The sequence below is a fragment of the Sphingopyxis sp. 550A genome, assembly GCF_053569535.1.
Genome location: NZ_CM131615.1, coordinates 1,189,727 through 1,204,741 on the forward strand (window position 1 = coordinate 1,189,727; position 15,015 = coordinate 1,204,741).

Below are 15,015 nucleotides of genomic sequence, written 5' to 3' on the forward strand. Positions count from 1 at the left end.
GGCGCGGCCGATCATTGTGACCATATTAATCGATTAGATCGCGCGCCGCCTTTGCGTCATTGGCGCGGTCACGAGACAGGGCGTCCCATGGACGACGGCACATCCTCCCCCCGATCGCCGCGTCCATCCCGTCTCGAGCCAACCGACCCGGGCTTTCCCCCTCCCTTCCGGGTCTCTGGCGCCGCGCCCATCATTGTGATTGCAGTGATGGGTGCGGCCGACCGCCCAGCACCATTTCGGTCGGCTGAGAAGCCTGTTTTCCGCTCATCCACGGCCCGTGGGGGTCCGTCTTTGCCCGCAATTTTCGCGGCGTGCGCGCATGATATTGACCGGAACGGACAGCCTGCCTATAGGCGCGGCTCGCCCGACGCGGCGACCCTTCGGGGCGGAGTAGCTCAGCAGGTTAGAGCAGCGGAATCATAATCCGCGTGTCGGGGGTTCGAGTCCCTCCTCCGCTACCAAAGACGCTCTATCCCTTAACAGTCTCCTGCTCCGGCGCGTCTGATGTCCGCCGCTTTGAGGTCGGCGATGGTCGGATAGCCGTTCACCGCCATGAGCAGGTCGGCCTCGGCGAGGATGCAGCGAAGCACGTGCGCCGCGCCCTCGGCGCCGCCGAGCGCGAGGCCATAGGTGAAGGGGCGCCCGATGCCGACGGCGCGGGCGCCGATCGCGAGGGCCTTGGCCACGTCGCTTCCCGAGCGCACCCCCGAATCGAACAACACCGGCGTGTCCCCCGCCGCCGCGACGACGGCGGGCAGCATGTCGATCGCGGCGATGCCGCCGTTCGCCTGCCGTCCGCCGTGGTTCGAGCAATAGATCGCCGCGGCGCCGGTATCGATGGCCCGCCGCGCGTCGTCGGGGTGGCAGATGCCCTTGAGGATGATCGGCAGCGAGGTGATCGACCGGAGCCAGACCATGTCGTCCCACGTCAGCACCTTGCCGAACAGCCGGCTCCATAGTCCGATCGCCTCGGCAAGATGGCCCTCGACGGGCTTGTCGAGCCGTTTCCGGAAGACCGGGTCGCCGAAATAATTCTGGAGAACATGGCCGCGAAGCTGAGGGAAATTGCCGCTGTTGAGGTCACGCGGGCGCCAGCCGGTGACCCAGGTGTCGAGCGTGACGACGATCGCGCGATAGCCCGCCCGCTCGGCGCGGCCGACGAGGCTTTCGGCAAGTTCCTTGTCCTTCGGCGTGTAGAGCTGGAACAGCCCGGGCGTATCGCCCATTGCCGCCGCCACATCTTCGAGCGGGTCGTTGCCGAGGGTGGAGGCGACCATCGGCACGCCGGTCGTCGCCGCCGCGCGCGCGGCGTGCAGGTCGCCATGCCCATCGGGAGTGCACATCCCCGTGACGCCGATCGGCGCCATGAACAGCGGGGTAGGCAGGGACATGCCGAAAAGCTCGATCGACAAATTGCGGACGGTCGTGTCGACCATCATCCGCGGGACGAGCCCCCAGTGGCGGAAGGCGGCGGAATTGAGGTTCTGCGTGTGCTCGTCGCCGCAGCCGCCCTGGACATAGTTGCGCAGGCTTTCGGACATGGCCGCCGTCGCGCGGGCTTCGAGATTTGCGGCGTCGACCGGGATCGTGGGCAGCACGCCCTGCAAGCCGGCGCCGTAAATCTCGTTCTGATAGCCTCCGAAACCCGTCATGCGCATTCTCCCATTTGTCGTCTCGTCCTGAACGATCTTGCTCCGGCAAAGAAGCGTGCGAACGCCGGACAAACAAGCCGGACCGGATTATTGCCACAGCTACCCATATCGGCCTTTGCCATCCAGATCGTAAGTGCGCTTCGGCCGGTTGAAGGCAAGCCATTGATTTACGAGAAAACCCATGGGTCTCAAGGGGCTGCTGGTGCCGGCTGTCAGACTCGAACTGACGACCTACCGCTTACAAGGCGGTTGCTCTACCAACTGAGCTAAGCCGGCGCGCGGTCTCCCTAGAGCATTTTTGCCGGAGATGGAAATATCCGGTGACCGGAAAATGCGGGCGGTGAAGGCGTCAGATTATGCCGAAGGTCCAGCCCTCGGTCGCGGCGAGCGTGTCGGAAAGTGGCGCAGGCGACCAGCGCTCCGTGTCCGATGCGATCGCGCGCAGCCAAGCGGCGGTCAGCAGCGCGTCGCTGGCATGATCGCTCATCGATCCCGTCACGCCGGCGGGCGGCGAGCCGAGTGCGGCGAGGGCGGCGTCGAGCGCCTTGCCGTCGCGAATTTTGCTGCGCCCCGGCGGCATTCCCGCCGCGCGCGCGGCGAGGCTGGTGTAAATTTCGACGAGCAAGGGGCCGCTACGCGGCACGGGATCGAACGGCCAGAGCGGGATGCGGCCATGCACGCGCTGAAGCAGGCGCATTCCCGCGAGGCTCGCCTTGCCGACCTGCGCCGCGCCGACGAGGTTGAAATTGCTGACGCTTGCGGCCTGCCGCGTTGCGCGCTGATGCTGTTCGACGACGCGCAGCCGCCCGGTCCCAGGCGCATAAAGGTCGCCGACATCGCCCTGGCCATGACGGAAATGGCGCCGCGCTTCCGGGTGAGCGAGAAAGCTGGCGACCTCATAATGCGGGTCGCGAGCGGTGAGCGTCTCGACCAGCGCCCATAGCGCCGGAAGGTCGGCGGGGCTTTCGGTCCATTCGGGGAAATAGGCGCCGCGATCAGCAAAGGCGAAAGCTGCCGAAAAGTCGAAGCCGATCAGCATGTCGGCGCGCGATGCCGCAATCTCTTCAAGCCACGCCAATATCTCGGCGCGCGACCAGACATGCCCCGGCCGCACCAATGCGGGCGCCGCGGCGCCGCTCGCGACCGCCAGCGCGATCCCGCGCTGGCGCGGGCCGCGCGCGCCCGACCAGTCGAGCGCGGCGAAATGGGTGAAACGGCGCATTGGAAGGCCATAGCTAAGCCTGCAACCTTGCACAAAGCCCCGCGGCGTCCCACATGCGCTTCATGCTGATCGAAACCGAATCGACGCCCAATCCCGCGACGCTCAAATTCCTGCCCGGCCGGGCGGTGATGGAGGCGGGAACCCGCGATTTCGCGAGCCCCGAAGAGGCTGAGGCCTCGCCGCTCGCGACCGCGCTGTTCGCGCTCGGCGACGTCACCGGCGTCTTTTTCGGCCGCGACTTCGTGTCGGTGACGATCGCACCGGGCGCCGAATGGGCCGATGCGAAGCCCGACGTGCTCGGCATCGTGATGGACCATTTCCTCGCCGACATGCCGCTTTTCAATCCGGCGAGCGCGGCGGGAATCAGCGTTCCCAGCGAGGAGCAGGGCGGTTTTGCCGACGATCCTGCCGACGCCGACATCGTCGAACAGATCAAGGATCTCATCGAGACGCGCGTCCGCCCCGCGGTCGCCAACGACGGCGGCGACATCATCTATCGCGGTTTCGACAAGGGCAATGTCTATCTCAAGATGCAGGGGGCCTGCTCGGGCTGCCCGTCGTCGACCGCGACGCTGAAAAATGGCATCGAAGCCCTCTTGAAACATTATGTGCCCGAGGTAACGGCTGTCCACGCCGTCTGATCCAGACTTTCAGCCAGGAGATACCTCGATGAGCGAGCCGCTTTCCGATAGCGCTCTCGACCAGTTGTTCCGTACTGCGCGTACCTATAATGGCTATCTCGACCGACCGGTGTCGGAGGATCAGCTTCGCGCGATCTGGGATCTGATGAAATATGGGCCGACGAGCGCGAATGCGTTGCCGGCGCGCATCATCTGGTGCGTATCGGATGAGGCGAAGGCGAAACTTGCTGCGCTCGCCATGCCCGCCAATGCCGAAAAGATAGTGAAAGCGCCGGTCACCGTGATCATCGCGATGGACCATCAATTTTTCGAACATCTGCCGGACCTGTTTCCGCACACCGATGCGCGGAGCTGGTTCGTCGGTAACGAAGCGCTGGCCGAGACCACCGCTTTCCGCAATTCGAGTCTGCAGGGCGCCTATTTCATCCTCGCGGCGCGCGCGCTGGGGCTCGATACCGGGCCGATGTCGGGGTTCGACAATGCTGCGGTTGACGCCGCCTTCTTTGCCGACACGCCGCATGTGAAGAGCAATTTCATCTCGACGCTCGGCTATGGCGATCCCGCGAGCATCTTCGAGCGCAGCCCGCGCCCCGATTTCGAGCGTTTCAACCGCGTTGCCTGAGGGGCGAACGCTCGTCATCGACAGCGCCAGCGAGGCCTGCTCGGTCGCGCTGGTCGAGGGCGGGCGCATCGTCGATTTCCGGCATGAGGTGATCGGCCGCGGCCATGCCGAACGGCTCGTCCCGCTGATCGCCGAATTGGCTGACGGCGGCCGGGCGGCGTCGATTGCGGTCGGCTGCGGTCCGGGAAGCTTCGCCGGGGTACGGATCGGTGTGGCGGCCGCGCGCGCGCTCGCGCTCGGCTGGGGTGTGCCGGTGCAGGGCTTTTCGACCCTCGCGCTCGTCGCCGCGGGCGCCGCGGAGGCGATCGCTGCCGCGGACGGCGCGCTGATCGTGATGGAGGGCGGTCATGGGCAATGGTTCGTCCAGCCGTTCGCCGCCGACCTGACGCCGCGCGCCGATCTTCGTTCGCTGCTTCCCGACGAGGCGATCCGGGTCGACGACGCGCTGGCGATCGGCAACCGCGCCGAGGCGTTCGTTGCGCACCGCGGCAGCGGCCGCGCCATCGCCGTCCTGCCCGACGCTCGCGCTTTCCCGAACCTGCCGGTCGGCGCGCTCTTCGCTGACCCCAGCCCGATCTACGGCCGCGCGCCCGATGCCAAGCCGATGGCGGCCGCATGAGCCGCTCGATACGCCTCGCCACCGCCCGCGTCGGCGATCTGTCGGCGGCGATGCGCGTGATGGAGGCCGCCTTCGATCCCGCCTATGGCGAGGCGTGGAGCACCGCGCAGCTTCTCACCCTGTTCGCGCTGCCTTCGGCGCGCGTCTGCCTCGCCTGGGACGGTGATGCGGCGTGCGGCTTTTCCGCGGCGCGCATGGCCGGACCCGAAAGCGAGCTTCTCCTCCTGGCGGTCGATCCGGCCTCGCGGGGGTGTGGGGTCGGTCGGATGTTGATCGACGACTGGATGACCTGGGCGAAGGAAGAAGGCGCCGAGGAATATTTTCTCGAAATGCGAGCCGATAATGACGCCGTTCATCTTTACGAGCGCGCGGGTTTTTCGGAATGCGGCCGCCGCCCTGCTTATTACCGCGGTGGCGACGGAGTCGTGCGCGACGCGATAACCATGCGTTGTCGCTAGGATTCGCGGCCGAAATCGGTGATTGCGAAATTACATCCAGAATGGCATGAATCGCGCCTCGATACTATTGCCGCACTATAATCAGCCCGCTCTTCTGGGAATCTCGTAGAAAAGGAAACTCCTCCCATGTCGGATCAAGCCGATACCAATGAAATGCTCGTGACGCTGACCGCCGATATTGTTGCGGCGCATGTCAGCAACAACAGCGTCGCCATTTCGGACCTCGCCATATTGATCAACAATGTCCATGCGGCGCTGTCGAACCTTGGCGAACAGCCGGCGGTCGAGGAAAAGCCGGTGCCCGCGGTCTCGGTGCGCGCGTCGGTGAAGCCCGACTACATCGTCTGCCTCGAAGACGGCAAGAAGCTGAAGATGCTGCGCCGTCACCTGATGACGCATTACAACATGACCCCCGACGACTATCGCGCCAAATGGGGCCTGCCCGCCGACTATCCGATGGTCGCGCCGGCCTATGCCGAAAAGCGCCGCGCGCTCGCAAAGGAAATCGGCCTCGGTACCAAGGGGCGCGGCGGTGGGCGCAAGCGCCGCAAGGTCTGAATTGAAGGGCGATCGGCCCGATCGGAGAGGCAGCGAGGCGGCGCCTGCGGGTGCCGCCCTTGTTCTATCTGCGGGCCGTGCCTATACAGTTGGCATAAGGAAAGACACGACTGCATAAGGCAGGAAAGGCCCGCATGTCCGGAACCATCGACCTCGAAGCATTGTGCCACGAAAAGGGGCTGCGCATCACCGAGCAGCGCCGCATCATCGCCCGCGTCATCTCGGATTCCGAAGACCATCCCGATGTCGAGACGCTCTATGAACGCGCGTCGAAAATCGACAGCGGTATCTCGATCGCGACCGTCTATCGCACCGTTCGCCTGTTCGAAGAGGCCGGGATTCTCGATCGTCACGACTTTGGCGACGGCCGCTCGCGCTACGAAGCCGCGCCCGAGGCGCATCACGACCATCTGATCGATGTCGAGACGGGAAGGGTGATCGAATTCGTCGACCCCGAACTCGAAGCGTTGCAGAAGGTCATTGCCGAACGGCTGGGTTTCCGCCTCGTCGATCATCGCATGGAGCTTTATGGCGTCCGGCTCGACCGCAAGGATTGATCCGGCCGCAGCGCGCGCTGCGATCGCGGCGGGGCAGCCGGCACCGATTTCGCTGAGGGGAAAAGCGCGCATCGCGTGGCGCGTGATGCTGCTTCTCCTCTCGCTCCTCGTCCTGGTGCCGCTCCATTACCTCTACCGGTTCGTAAGCTACGGCTCGCCCTTTCCGAAGCTGTTCCTGTTCCTCGCCGCGCGCATCGCCGGCGCGCGGGTGGTGCGGCACGGGACGCCGCTGCGGCGCGATGTCTTCTTCATTTCGAACCATATAAGCTGGGTCGACATATTGTCGCTCGCGGGGGCGAGCGGCACCGCCTTCGTCGCCAAGGCCGAATTGGGCAGGGTACCGGTGATCGGCTGGCTCTGCCGCCTCAACCGCACCGTGTTCGTCAGCCGCGAGGATCGCGGCGGGGTCGCTGACCAGATCAACCTGCTGCGCGAGGCGCTTGCAGACAATTGGTCGGTGACGGTGTTCCCCGAGGGCACGACGACCGACGGCCAGTCGCTGCTGCCGTTCAAGACTTCGATGATGCAGGTGCTCGATCCGCCGCCGCCCGCGGTGCTCGTTCAGCCGGTGATGCTCGATTACGGGCCGATCGCCGAGTGGATCGGCTGGATCGGCGACGAGGCGGGGATCGACAACGCCCGCCGCATTCTTGCGCGGCCCGGCACCTTCCGGCTCGACATCCATTTCCTCGAACCCTTTCACCCGCGCGACTTCCCCGGCCGCAAGGCGATCACCGCGGAGGCGCGGCGGCGGATCGAGGAGGCGCTGGTCGCGGCGCTCGGCAAGCCGCTGCGGCCTTTTCCGCATTATGTCGCGCCGGTCCGCTATCAGCCTGCGAGTATCGAGGGCGACGGATGACCGGCCGAATCTCCTTCAAATCCCCGCCTGCTTCCTCTATCGGGGCCGCCATGTCCGCACCCGCCCCCAAGACCTTTCACGTCAAATCCTTCGGCTGCCAGATGAACGTCTATGACGGCGAGCGCATGGCCGAGATGCTCGGCGCCGAGGGTTATGTTCCCGCCGCCGAGGGCGCCGACGCCGACCTTGTCGTGCTCAACACCTGCCACATCCGGGAAAAGGCGGCTGAAAAGGTCTATTCGGACATCGGCCGGCTGAAGCGTGCGGACGGCAGCACCCCGACGATCGCGGTCGCGGGCTGCGTCGCGCAGGCCGAGGGGGCCGAGATCGCACGCCGCGCCCCGTCGGTCGATGTCGTCGTCGGCCCGCAGGCCTACCACCGCCTGCCCGATCTGATCGCGCGCGCCGAGCGCGGCGAGAAGGCGATCGACCTCGACATGCCGCTCGACAGCAAGTTCGGCGCGTTGCCGAAGCGCGCCGGCGGCCAGCGCCCCACCGCTTTCCTGACCGTGCAGGAAGGCTGCGACAAATTCTGCACCTATTGCGTCGTTCCCTATACGCGCGGCGCCGAGATCAGCCGGCCTTTTGTCGACCTGATCGCGGAAGCGCGCGCGCTCGTTGCGGGCGGCGTTCGCGAGATCACGCTGCTCGGGCAGAACGTCAATGCGTGGGAGGGCGAGGACGACAAGGGCAGGGCGATCGGCCTCGACGGCCTGATCCGCGAACTCGCGAAAGAGGACGGCCTCGAACGCATCCGCTACACGACCAGCCACCCCAACGACATGACCGACAGCCTGATCGCGGCGCATGGCGAGGTCGAGAAGCTGATGCCCTTCCTCCATCTGCCGGTCCAGGCGGGCAGCGACCGCATCCTCGCGGCAATGAACCGCAGCCACAGTGTCGAGAGCTATCTCAAGGTCATCGAACGCGTCCGCGAAGTGCGGCCCGACATCGCGGTTTCGGGCGACTTCATCGTCGGCTTCCCCGGCGAGAGCGAGGAGGATTTCCAGGCGACGCTCGATATCGTCCGCGCGACGCGCTACGCCATGGCCTACAGCTTCAAATATTCACGCCGCCCCGGCACCCCCGCCGCGACGATGGACGGGCAGATCGACGAAGCAGTGATGAACGACCGCCTCCAGCGCTTGCAGGCCTTGCTCAACGAGCAGCAGCAGGCGTTCAACGAAACGACCGTCGGCCGCACCACGCGTCTGCTCCTCGAACGCAAGGGCAAACTGGACGGCCAACTCATCGGCAAATCACCGTGGCTTCAGTCGGTCCATGTCACCGCGCCCGGGCTTGCGATCGGCGATATGGTCGATGTCGAAATCATTTCGGCAGGTCCGAACAGTCTGGGCGCGATTTTGCGCCAATTGCAGGAGGCTTGATGTCCAAACGCCCGCTGACCGCCGCAACCCCCGCCGAACCCGGCGACCGCGTCCGACTGACCGCGGAATTCGAGCGAACGCAGCTTTTGGGCATCCTCTTTGGGGAGTTCGACCGCAATCTCGTCGCGATCGAGAACCGCCTCGGCGTCTATATCTCGGCGCGCGGCAACCGCGTGCAGATCGAGGGCGAGGCGGAGGCCGCGGCCCGCGCGCGCGACGTGCTGACCGAACTCTATAACCGTATCGAACAGGGGCAGGAGGTCGACGCGGGGCTCGTCGACGGGGTGATCGCGATGTCGGCACAGCCGACGCTCGCGGGCATCATCCGCCACGACGCGAGCGAAGCGCCGACGGTGATGATCCGCACGCGCAAGAAGACGATTGTCCCGCGCGCGCCGTCGCAGGTCCCCTATATGCAGGCGCTCGCGCGCGACGACGTGATCTTCGCGCTCGGCCCGGCGGGGACGGGCAAGACCTATCTCGCCGTCGCGCAGGCGGTGGCGCAGCTCATCACCGGCAGCGTCCAGCGCCTGATCCTCTCGCGTCCCGCGGTTGAGGCGGGCGAGAAGCTGGGCTTCCTGCCCGGCGACATGAAGGAAAAGGTCGATCCCTACCTCCGCCCGCTCTACGACGCCTTGCACGACTGCCTGCCCGCCGAGCAGGTCGAGCGCCGCATCGCAAGCGGCGAGATCGAGATCGCGCCGCTTGCCTTCATGCGCGGGCGGACGCTGGCCGACGCCTTCATCATCCTCGACGAGGCGCAGAACACGACGATCCCGCAGATGAAGATGTTCCTGACCCGCTTCGGCATGAACAGCCGCATGGTGATCTGCGGCGACCCCAAGCAGGTCGACCTGCCGATGCCCGCGACTTCGGGCCTCGCCGATGCGGTCGCGCGGCTCGAAGGGCTGGAAGGCATCAACGTCAGCCGCTTCACCAGCGCCGACGTCGTCCGCCACCCGATCGTCGGGCGGATCGTCGAGGCTTATGAAGGGCCGGGGAGCTAGGGCGGGATCAGTTTGGACTACCTTCCCGTCATCCCGGCGAAGGCCGGGATCTCGCCGGTGCGTCAGGCCGAGGCGGTGAGATCCCGGCCTTCGCCGGGATGACGATGCCATCAGAATGATCGCGCTCTAGCTGCCGACCTTCCTGAACGTCACTATCGACGATCCGCCGGCTGCGATTTCGCGCGTACCCTTGCGCACCGTGCCGTCGGGCCATTTGACCTGATAGACGAAGCGGCCCGACATGGGCTTTGCGGCGCCGGTCTCGATTTCGTTCCATCGGCAGGCGAAACGGTCCCATGGGTCGGGCTTCCTGAGCACGCACACCTTGAAGGCGAAGGCGCTGATCATCAGCACCTCGCCCGCAGGCGGCTGGGTGACGAAGGTCACGCCGGGCGCGCGCCGCGGGACGGCGGTGGCTGGCCTCGGCGGCGGCGCTGCGGACGGTGGGGGAGGTGTCGCTGCGGGTGGCGGAGGGGGCGGTGGAGGCGGAGGCGGCGCGCAGGTATCGACCGCGACGACCGGCGGCAGGTCGGGCGCCGAAGCCGCCCGCGCCGTGTCGAGTGCCGCCGCGAGGTCGGCATAGAGAGCGTCGTTCGGCCGGACGCCGGCGAGCCGCTCGCGTTCAAACGCCGCGAGCGGGGCGGCGAACAGCCGTTCGGGATAATGCCGGGCGACCAGCGCGGCGCGCAGCCGCGCGGTGTCGAGCGCGATGGCGCCGTAATCGCGCAAGGCGGGGTCGGATGCATCCACACCGGGAGTATCGGTGCCACAGGTCATGAGATTATAGGGCTCGCCCTGTCCCGGCTCGGGAACCTCGGCAACTTCCGCGATTTCGGCCTCGGCTGCGACCCGTACCTCATAATAGCCGTCCGGATACCAGCTCTGTTTCGGCAGCTTCGCCTCGATCGCCTTCATTCCCGCGGCGTCGGCGACAGCCGGATCCTGCGCCGCGGCGACAGCGGGGCCGGCGAGCGCGAGCAGCGTGAGCGGCATCCGGCCGATCATCCTCAACTGCCCGTCTTCTTGAAGGTCACGACCGCCGCGACATCCTCGTCCTCATAATTGGGGACGATCTCGCGCGTGCCCTTGCGCACCGTGCCGTCGGGCCATTTCACCTGATAGACATAACGCCCCGAAAGCCGCTTCTCGACCCCGGTCTCGACCTCGTTCCATTTGCACGCGAAGCGGTCCCACGGGTCGGGCTTCTTGCGGGTGCAGACCTTGAAGGCGAAGGCGTTGATCAGCAGCACCTCACCTTGCGGCGGCGACGTCTTGACGATCACCGCGCTGCCTTCGCCCGCGCCGCAACCGCCGTCGGCAACGACCTTGGGGAGCTGGGGTGCCAGACGTTCGCGGTTCGCCTCGACCGCCTTGGCGAGCTGCTGATAGGGATCATTTTCGAAAAAGCCACCATCGGCGGGCTCCGCCGCCGCATCCGACGCGTCGGCTTCCATCGCGGCGTCGGCGGCCGCACTTGCCGCGGCGTCGGCTGCGCTTGCTGCCGCCTCGGCGGCAGCTTCGTCGGCGGCATCGGCGGCGGCATTTTCCGCTTCGATCTCTTCGTCGGTCATCGGTTCGGGCGCCGCCTTCGCCTCCTCGATCTTCGCCTTCTCGAATGCGAGCAAGGGCTCGGCATAGACGACGAGCGGATATTTCATCCGCTCGAACTCGGCGCGCAGCCGCGCCACCTCCAGCGCGACGCCGCCGTAGCGCGCGGTCAGCGGATCGGTATCGTTGAGGCTGACATATTCGGCGTTGCAGTCGATCACGTCATAAGAGGGCGGCTCGCCGTCGCCCCAGTCCATCGTCAGATTGTCGCGCGGAAAGTCGGCCATCTGGCCTTCGGCGGCGATGCGGATGTCGTAATAGCCGTCGGGATACCAGCTTTGTCGCGCCACTTTCGCTTCGATCGCCTTCAGACCGGCGGCGTCGATCGGCTCCTTTGCCGTCACCGTCACCGGCGAAGCCAGCGCCGCCAGCAGCATCGTCATCCGCGCCTTTCGCATCTCAACCCTCCTGCTTCAACCGCCGTGGCCCGCCAAGCCATCCCGAAACGAGCAACGCCGCCGCCGCCGCGATCACCGCCCATGCACCGCCCAGCATCAGCTTCACCCGCCCGATCGACGCCGCGGTCCACAGCGCGGCCGGATCATAGGCGGCATCGGCGAGCGCATCGGAGGGGAGGTCGGGGCATTCACTCTCGAACACCAGCTTCGCGTCGGGGGTGCATGTGGTTCCGCGCACCAGAGGCGCTCCATTCTCCCCCGCGACGATATAGGAGGATGAGGCCCAGCCATAGACGCCGCTCGCAGCGAGCAGCAGCGCGAGCAGCGCGGCCTGCACGCCGCGCGCAGCCCATAGCCGGACCTGCCCGCTCCCGATGACGCCCGCCGGGATGGCGAGCGCGAGCAGCGGCGCGATCCAGCCGATCGCCGACCCCGGCGGCGCCAGCCCGCCGAGCCAGGCCGCGAGCAGCAGCAGCGCCAGCCCCGCGCCGCCGGCGAGTGCGCGTACCAGCCCGTTGTTCCAGCTCAGACGCTGCACCCCGCGCGGCTTGCCGGGAAGATAGTCGGTTTTCGGCCCGTCGACGAGCATCGCGACGACGTCGCCCAGCCGGGCGATATGATCCTCGACCGGCGGCGACAGCGCGTCGAGCCAATGCGGCACACTCATGAAATATTCGAGGCTGCGCTCGGGGACGACCTCCTCGATGCGAAAGGGGATGATCGGCAGGCCGAGGTGCACCGCGCGTTCGACCTCGCGCAATATCTGCGGCGAGGTATTGGCGTGGCTCGAAAAGACGAGGACGAAGACCGTCGACGATTTGAGCCCGTCGATGATCGCCTCGCCCCACGAGGTGCCGGGCACGATGTCGCGCGGCGCAATCCAGCAGCGATGGCCGCGCGCCTCGAGCAGCGCACACACCATATTCGCGATGGTGCGGTCCTTCGACGAATAGCTGATGAAGACCTGTGACGGCATCATCCTTTTCCCCCTGCCGCCATCATGCCGTGCGGAAGCGGGCAGGGCAATCGTCACTTTTCCCGATAAATTGATATACGCAAACGATTCTCAATAGCATAAAACTTGACCCTGCGAATCCGTGCCCCTAGAGCGACGCTATTGCGAATCACTCGCAAACTATCAGGGGAAGAATTTTGCCTAGCCATCGCTCGCCGTCCGCCACCCGTCTCGCCGCCGGCAGCGCGCTGGGCCTTGCGTTCGCCGCGCTCGCGCAGCCGGCCTTCGCGCAGGACAATGACGGCGAATATTGGCTCGCACGCAAGAACCAGATCGTCGTCACCGCGACGCGTATCGCGACCAATGCCGAGGATGTGCCGTCGACCGTCACCGTGAAGAGCGACGAGCAGATCGCCGACGAGCTGGTCACCGATATCCGCGACCTCGTCCGCTTCGAGCCTGGCGTCAGCGTCCAGCGCCAGCCCGCACGCTTCAACGCGGCGCTCAGCGCGACCGGCCGCGCGGGCAACGACGGCTTCAACATCCGCGGCATCGGCGGCAATCGCGTGCTGATCCAGGTCGATGGCGTGCGCGTTCCCGACGGCTTCAGCTTCGGCGCGCAGAATGTCGGGCGCGGCGACTATGTCGACCTCGGCCTCATCAAATCGGTCGAGATTTTGCGCGGTCCATCGTCGGCGCTCTACGGCAGCGACGGTCTCGCGGGCGCGGTCAGCTTCATCACCGCCGACCCGTCCGACTTCCTCGAAAGCGGCAGGAACATCGGCGGCCTCGTCCGCGCCGCCTACAGCAGCGCCGACAACGAGTTCAGCGAAACTGCGATCCTGGCGGGACGCAGCGGCGACTGGTCGGTCATGGCCGCCTACACCCGCCGCGATTATAACGAACTCGACAACAAGGGGACGGTCGGCGGCACCGGTGCTGCGCGCACCAGGCCCAACCCGCAGGACGGCCGCTCGAACGCCGCGCTCGCGCGCATCGTCTACGACCCCGCGAACGGCCACAAGCTGCGCCTGACCGGCGAATATCTCGGCACGCATCTGTTCACCGATGGCCTCTCCAGCCTCAGCCCCACGGTCGAACTGCTGCAGGGCATCGATACCGGCGAGCGCAAGCGCGTGTCGCTCGACTGGAGCTGGCAGGGCGAGGGCGCGATCGATTTCGCGCGCGTCGCCCTCTATTGGCAGGATGGCGAGGATGTGCAGTTCACCGACGAGGACCGCACCCCAGCCGCCGACCGCGAACGCCTCAACACCTTCGAGAACCGCGTCTTCGGCGCCGCCGCCGATGCGCGCGCCGATTTCGCGACCGGTGCGATCGGCCATCGCCTCGTCTTCGGCGGCGACATCAGCAAGACGCGCCAGCGCGGCCTGCGCGACGGCGTGCTGCCGACGCCGCCCGACGTCTTCCCGAGCCGCGCCTTCCCGACGACCGACTTCACGCGTGCCGGCCTGTTCGTCGGCGATGAAATCTCGATCGCCGACGGGCGCCTGCTGCTCTATCCGGCGCTGCGCTTTGACTGGTACGATCTGTCGCCGCGCAATGACGCACTGCTGCCGGGCTTCACCGGCGCCGGGCAGAAGGATTCGCGCCTGTCGCCGAAATTCGGCGCGGTGTGGAAGGTCACCGACCAGGTGCGCCTGTTCGCCAATTATGCGACGGGCTTCAAGGCACCCGAGCCGGGGCAGGTCAACCAGTTCTTCGAGAATCTGACCTATGGCTACACCTCGAAGCCGAACCCCGATCTCGGTCCCGAACGCAGCCAAAGCTTCGAGGGTGGGCTCCGCTTCAACAGCGACCATGTCAGCCTCGACCTCACCGCCTTTTCGGCGCGTTACAAGGATTTCATCAGCCAGGAGGTGGTGAGCGGCAGCTTCACGCCCACCGATCCGGCGGTCTATCAATTCATCAATCTCGATCGTGTCCGCGTCAAAGGCGCGGAAGCACGGTTCGAGGGGCGGGCGTCCTCCGGCCTCTTTGCGACGCTCGCCCTATCCTATGCCAAGGGCAACCAGATCGATCCCGACGGCGTGCGCACGTCCTTGTCGACGATCGATCCGGTGAAGCTCGTCGCCGGCGTCGGCTACCGCGAGCCCGCGGGACGCTTCGGCGGCCAGATCATCATGACCCACAGCGGCCGCAAGGAGGCGTCGCGTGCTGCCGGGGTCTGCTCTGCCGAATGTTTCCGTCCCGATGCCTTCACCATCCTCGACGCGACCGCTTTCGTGCGGATCACCGATGGACTGACGCTGCGCGGCGGCATCTTCAACATTCTCGACAAGAAATATAGCTGGTGGAGCGACGTGCGCGGGCTCGCGCTCGTCCCGCTCAGCCCGCCCGATCCCGCGCTGCCGGGGCTGCTCGTCCCGCCCGCGAGCGCCGACGCCTATACCCAGCCCGGCCGCAACGCGAGCGTGTCGCTCAGCTATCGCTTCTGACCCCCGAAGGACTGC

Annotated in this window: 15 protein-coding genes and 2 tRNA genes; 11 read left to right on the forward strand and 6 right to left on the reverse strand. The window is 66.4% G+C overall.

Features of this window, described 5'->3' with window-relative positions; all coding sequences use genetic code 11:
- The first annotated feature begins 384 nt into the window (after positions 1–384).
- Positions 385–461, forward strand: a tRNA-Met gene (locus ACVENA_RS05690).
- 15 nt (positions 462–476) lie between these two features.
- On the opposite strand, the gene ACVENA_RS05695 is transcribed toward ACVENA_RS05690, so the two are convergent.
- From ACVENA_RS05695 to ACVENA_RS05705, 3 genes are all read right to left on the reverse strand, one after another.
- Positions 477–1,652, reverse strand: a complete 1,176-nt coding sequence (locus ACVENA_RS05695) for an alpha-hydroxy-acid oxidizing protein (RefSeq protein ID WP_449327989.1) — start codon at positions 1,650–1,652, stop codon at positions 477–479.
- A gap of 200 nt (positions 1,653–1,852) precedes the next feature.
- Positions 1,853–1,928 (reverse strand) — tRNA-Thr (locus ACVENA_RS05700).
- A gap of 73 nt (positions 1,929–2,001) precedes the next feature.
- On the reverse strand, positions 2,002–2,874 hold the full coding sequence (locus tag ACVENA_RS05705) for a hypothetical protein (protein ID WP_449327990.1): 873 nt from the start codon (positions 2,872–2,874) through the stop codon (positions 2,002–2,004).
- A 62-nt stretch (positions 2,875–2,936) separates the two neighbouring features.
- Here ACVENA_RS05705 and ACVENA_RS05710 point away from each other — a divergent pair, with 62 nt between their 5' ends.
- From ACVENA_RS05710 to ACVENA_RS05750, 9 genes are all read left to right on the forward strand, one after another.
- Positions 2,937–3,515 carry a NifU family protein gene (locus ACVENA_RS05710; protein ID WP_449327991.1) on the forward strand — a complete coding sequence of 193 codons (579 nt, stop codon included), beginning with the start codon at positions 2,937–2,939 and terminating at the stop codon, positions 3,513–3,515.
- A gap of 28 nt (positions 3,516–3,543) precedes the next feature.
- Entirely contained in the window at positions 3,544–4,137 is a 594-nt protein-coding gene (locus tag ACVENA_RS05715; protein WP_287940966.1) for a malonic semialdehyde reductase, read from the forward strand.
- Positions 4,130–4,756, forward strand: a complete 627-nt coding sequence (tsaB, locus tag ACVENA_RS05720; protein WP_449327992.1) for a tRNA (adenosine(37)-N6)-threonylcarbamoyltransferase complex dimerization subunit type 1 TsaB — start codon at positions 4,130–4,132, stop codon at positions 4,754–4,756. The genes ACVENA_RS05715 and tsaB overlap by 8 nt, the downstream gene beginning before the upstream one ends.
- The gene (locus ACVENA_RS05725) at positions 4,753–5,214 is read left to right on the forward strand and encodes a GNAT family N-acetyltransferase (RefSeq protein WP_449327993.1); all 462 of its coding nucleotides are present in this window, start codon (positions 4,753–4,755) and stop codon (positions 5,212–5,214) included. The genes tsaB and ACVENA_RS05725 overlap by 4 nt, the downstream gene beginning before the upstream one ends.
- 126 nt (positions 5,215–5,340) lie before the next feature.
- A complete protein-coding gene (locus tag ACVENA_RS05730) occupies positions 5,341–5,772 on the forward strand; it encodes a MucR family transcriptional regulator (RefSeq protein ID WP_449327994.1) in 432 nt (143 codons plus the stop codon).
- Between the two features lie 134 nt (positions 5,773–5,906).
- The gene (locus ACVENA_RS05735; RefSeq protein WP_257549067.1) at positions 5,907–6,329 is read left to right on the forward strand and encodes a Fur family transcriptional regulator; all 423 of its coding nucleotides are present in this window, start codon (positions 5,907–5,909) and stop codon (positions 6,327–6,329) included.
- Positions 6,301–7,188: a lysophospholipid acyltransferase family protein gene (locus ACVENA_RS05740; protein ID WP_449327995.1), complete on the forward strand. Its 888-nt coding sequence runs from the start codon at positions 6,301–6,303 to the stop codon at positions 7,186–7,188. The genes ACVENA_RS05735 and ACVENA_RS05740 overlap by 29 nt, the downstream gene beginning before the upstream one ends.
- Positions 7,189–7,226: 38 nt before the next feature.
- Positions 7,227–8,576, forward strand: coding sequence for a tRNA (N6-isopentenyl adenosine(37)-C2)-methylthiotransferase MiaB (miaB, locus tag ACVENA_RS05745; protein WP_449328898.1), 1,350 nt, complete (start codon positions 7,227–7,229; stop codon positions 8,574–8,576).
- Positions 8,576–9,583 (forward strand): PhoH family protein, encoded by a 1,008-nt coding sequence (locus ACVENA_RS05750; protein WP_449327996.1) that lies wholly within the window; start codon positions 8,576–8,578, stop codon positions 9,581–9,583. The genes miaB and ACVENA_RS05750 overlap by 1 nt, the downstream gene beginning before the upstream one ends.
- A 126-nt stretch (positions 9,584–9,709) precedes the next feature.
- On the opposite strand, the gene ACVENA_RS05755 is transcribed toward ACVENA_RS05750, so the two are convergent.
- From ACVENA_RS05755 to ACVENA_RS05765, 3 genes are read right to left on the reverse strand one after another with little or no spacing between them, the layout of a single operon-like run.
- Entirely contained in the window at positions 9,710–10,594 is an 885-nt protein-coding gene (locus tag ACVENA_RS05755) for a hypothetical protein (protein WP_449327997.1), read from the reverse strand.
- On the reverse strand, positions 10,591–11,589 hold the full coding sequence (locus tag ACVENA_RS05760; RefSeq protein ID WP_449327998.1) for a hypothetical protein: 999 nt from the start codon (positions 11,587–11,589) through the stop codon (positions 10,591–10,593). Before ACVENA_RS05760 ends, ACVENA_RS05755 begins: the two co-directional genes overlap by 4 nt.
- Position 11,590: 1 nt before the next feature.
- A complete protein-coding gene (locus tag ACVENA_RS05765) occupies positions 11,591–12,568 on the reverse strand; it encodes a toll/interleukin-1 receptor domain-containing protein (protein ID WP_449327999.1) in 978 nt (325 codons plus the stop codon).
- Positions 12,569–12,741: 173 nt separating this feature from the next.
- On the opposite strand from ACVENA_RS05765, the gene ACVENA_RS05770 reads away from it, so the two are divergent.
- A complete protein-coding gene (locus ACVENA_RS05770; protein WP_449328000.1) occupies positions 12,742–15,000 on the forward strand; it encodes a TonB-dependent hemoglobin/transferrin/lactoferrin family receptor in 2,259 nt (752 codons plus the stop codon).
- Positions 15,001–15,015: the final 15 nt, after the last annotated feature.

Bases quoted from the DNA above. Each gene is read 5' to 3' on its own strand.
- ACVENA_RS05695 (WP_449327989.1), bottom strand. From the start codon at position 1,652: ATGACGGGTTTCGGAGGCTATCAGAACGAGATTTACGGCGCCGGCTTG.
- ACVENA_RS05705 (WP_449327990.1), bottom strand. From the start codon at position 2,874: ATGCGCCGTTTCACCCATTTCGCCGCGCTCGACTGGTCGGGCGCGCGC.
- ACVENA_RS05710 (WP_449327991.1), top strand. From the start codon at position 2,937: ATGCTGATCGAAACCGAATCGACGCCCAATCCCGCGACGCTCAAATTC.
- ACVENA_RS05715 (WP_287940966.1), top strand. From the start codon at position 3,544: ATGAGCGAGCCGCTTTCCGATAGCGCTCTCGACCAGTTGTTCCGTACT.
- ACVENA_RS05725 (WP_449327993.1), top strand. From the start codon at position 4,753: ATGAGCCGCTCGATACGCCTCGCCACCGCCCGCGTCGGCGATCTGTCG.
- ACVENA_RS05730 (WP_449327994.1), top strand. From the start codon at position 5,341: ATGTCGGATCAAGCCGATACCAATGAAATGCTCGTGACGCTGACCGCC.
- ACVENA_RS05735 (WP_257549067.1), top strand. From the start codon at position 5,907: ATGTCCGGAACCATCGACCTCGAAGCATTGTGCCACGAAAAGGGGCTG.
- ACVENA_RS05740 (WP_449327995.1), top strand. From the start codon at position 6,301: ATGGCGTCCGGCTCGACCGCAAGGATTGATCCGGCCGCAGCGCGCGCT.
- ACVENA_RS05750 (WP_449327996.1), top strand. From the start codon at position 8,576: ATGTCCAAACGCCCGCTGACCGCCGCAACCCCCGCCGAACCCGGCGAC.
- ACVENA_RS05760 (WP_449327998.1), bottom strand. From the start codon at position 11,589: ATGCGAAAGGCGCGGATGACGATGCTGCTGGCGGCGCTGGCTTCGCCG.
- ACVENA_RS05765 (WP_449327999.1), bottom strand. From the start codon at position 12,568: ATGATGCCGTCACAGGTCTTCATCAGCTATTCGTCGAAGGACCGCACC.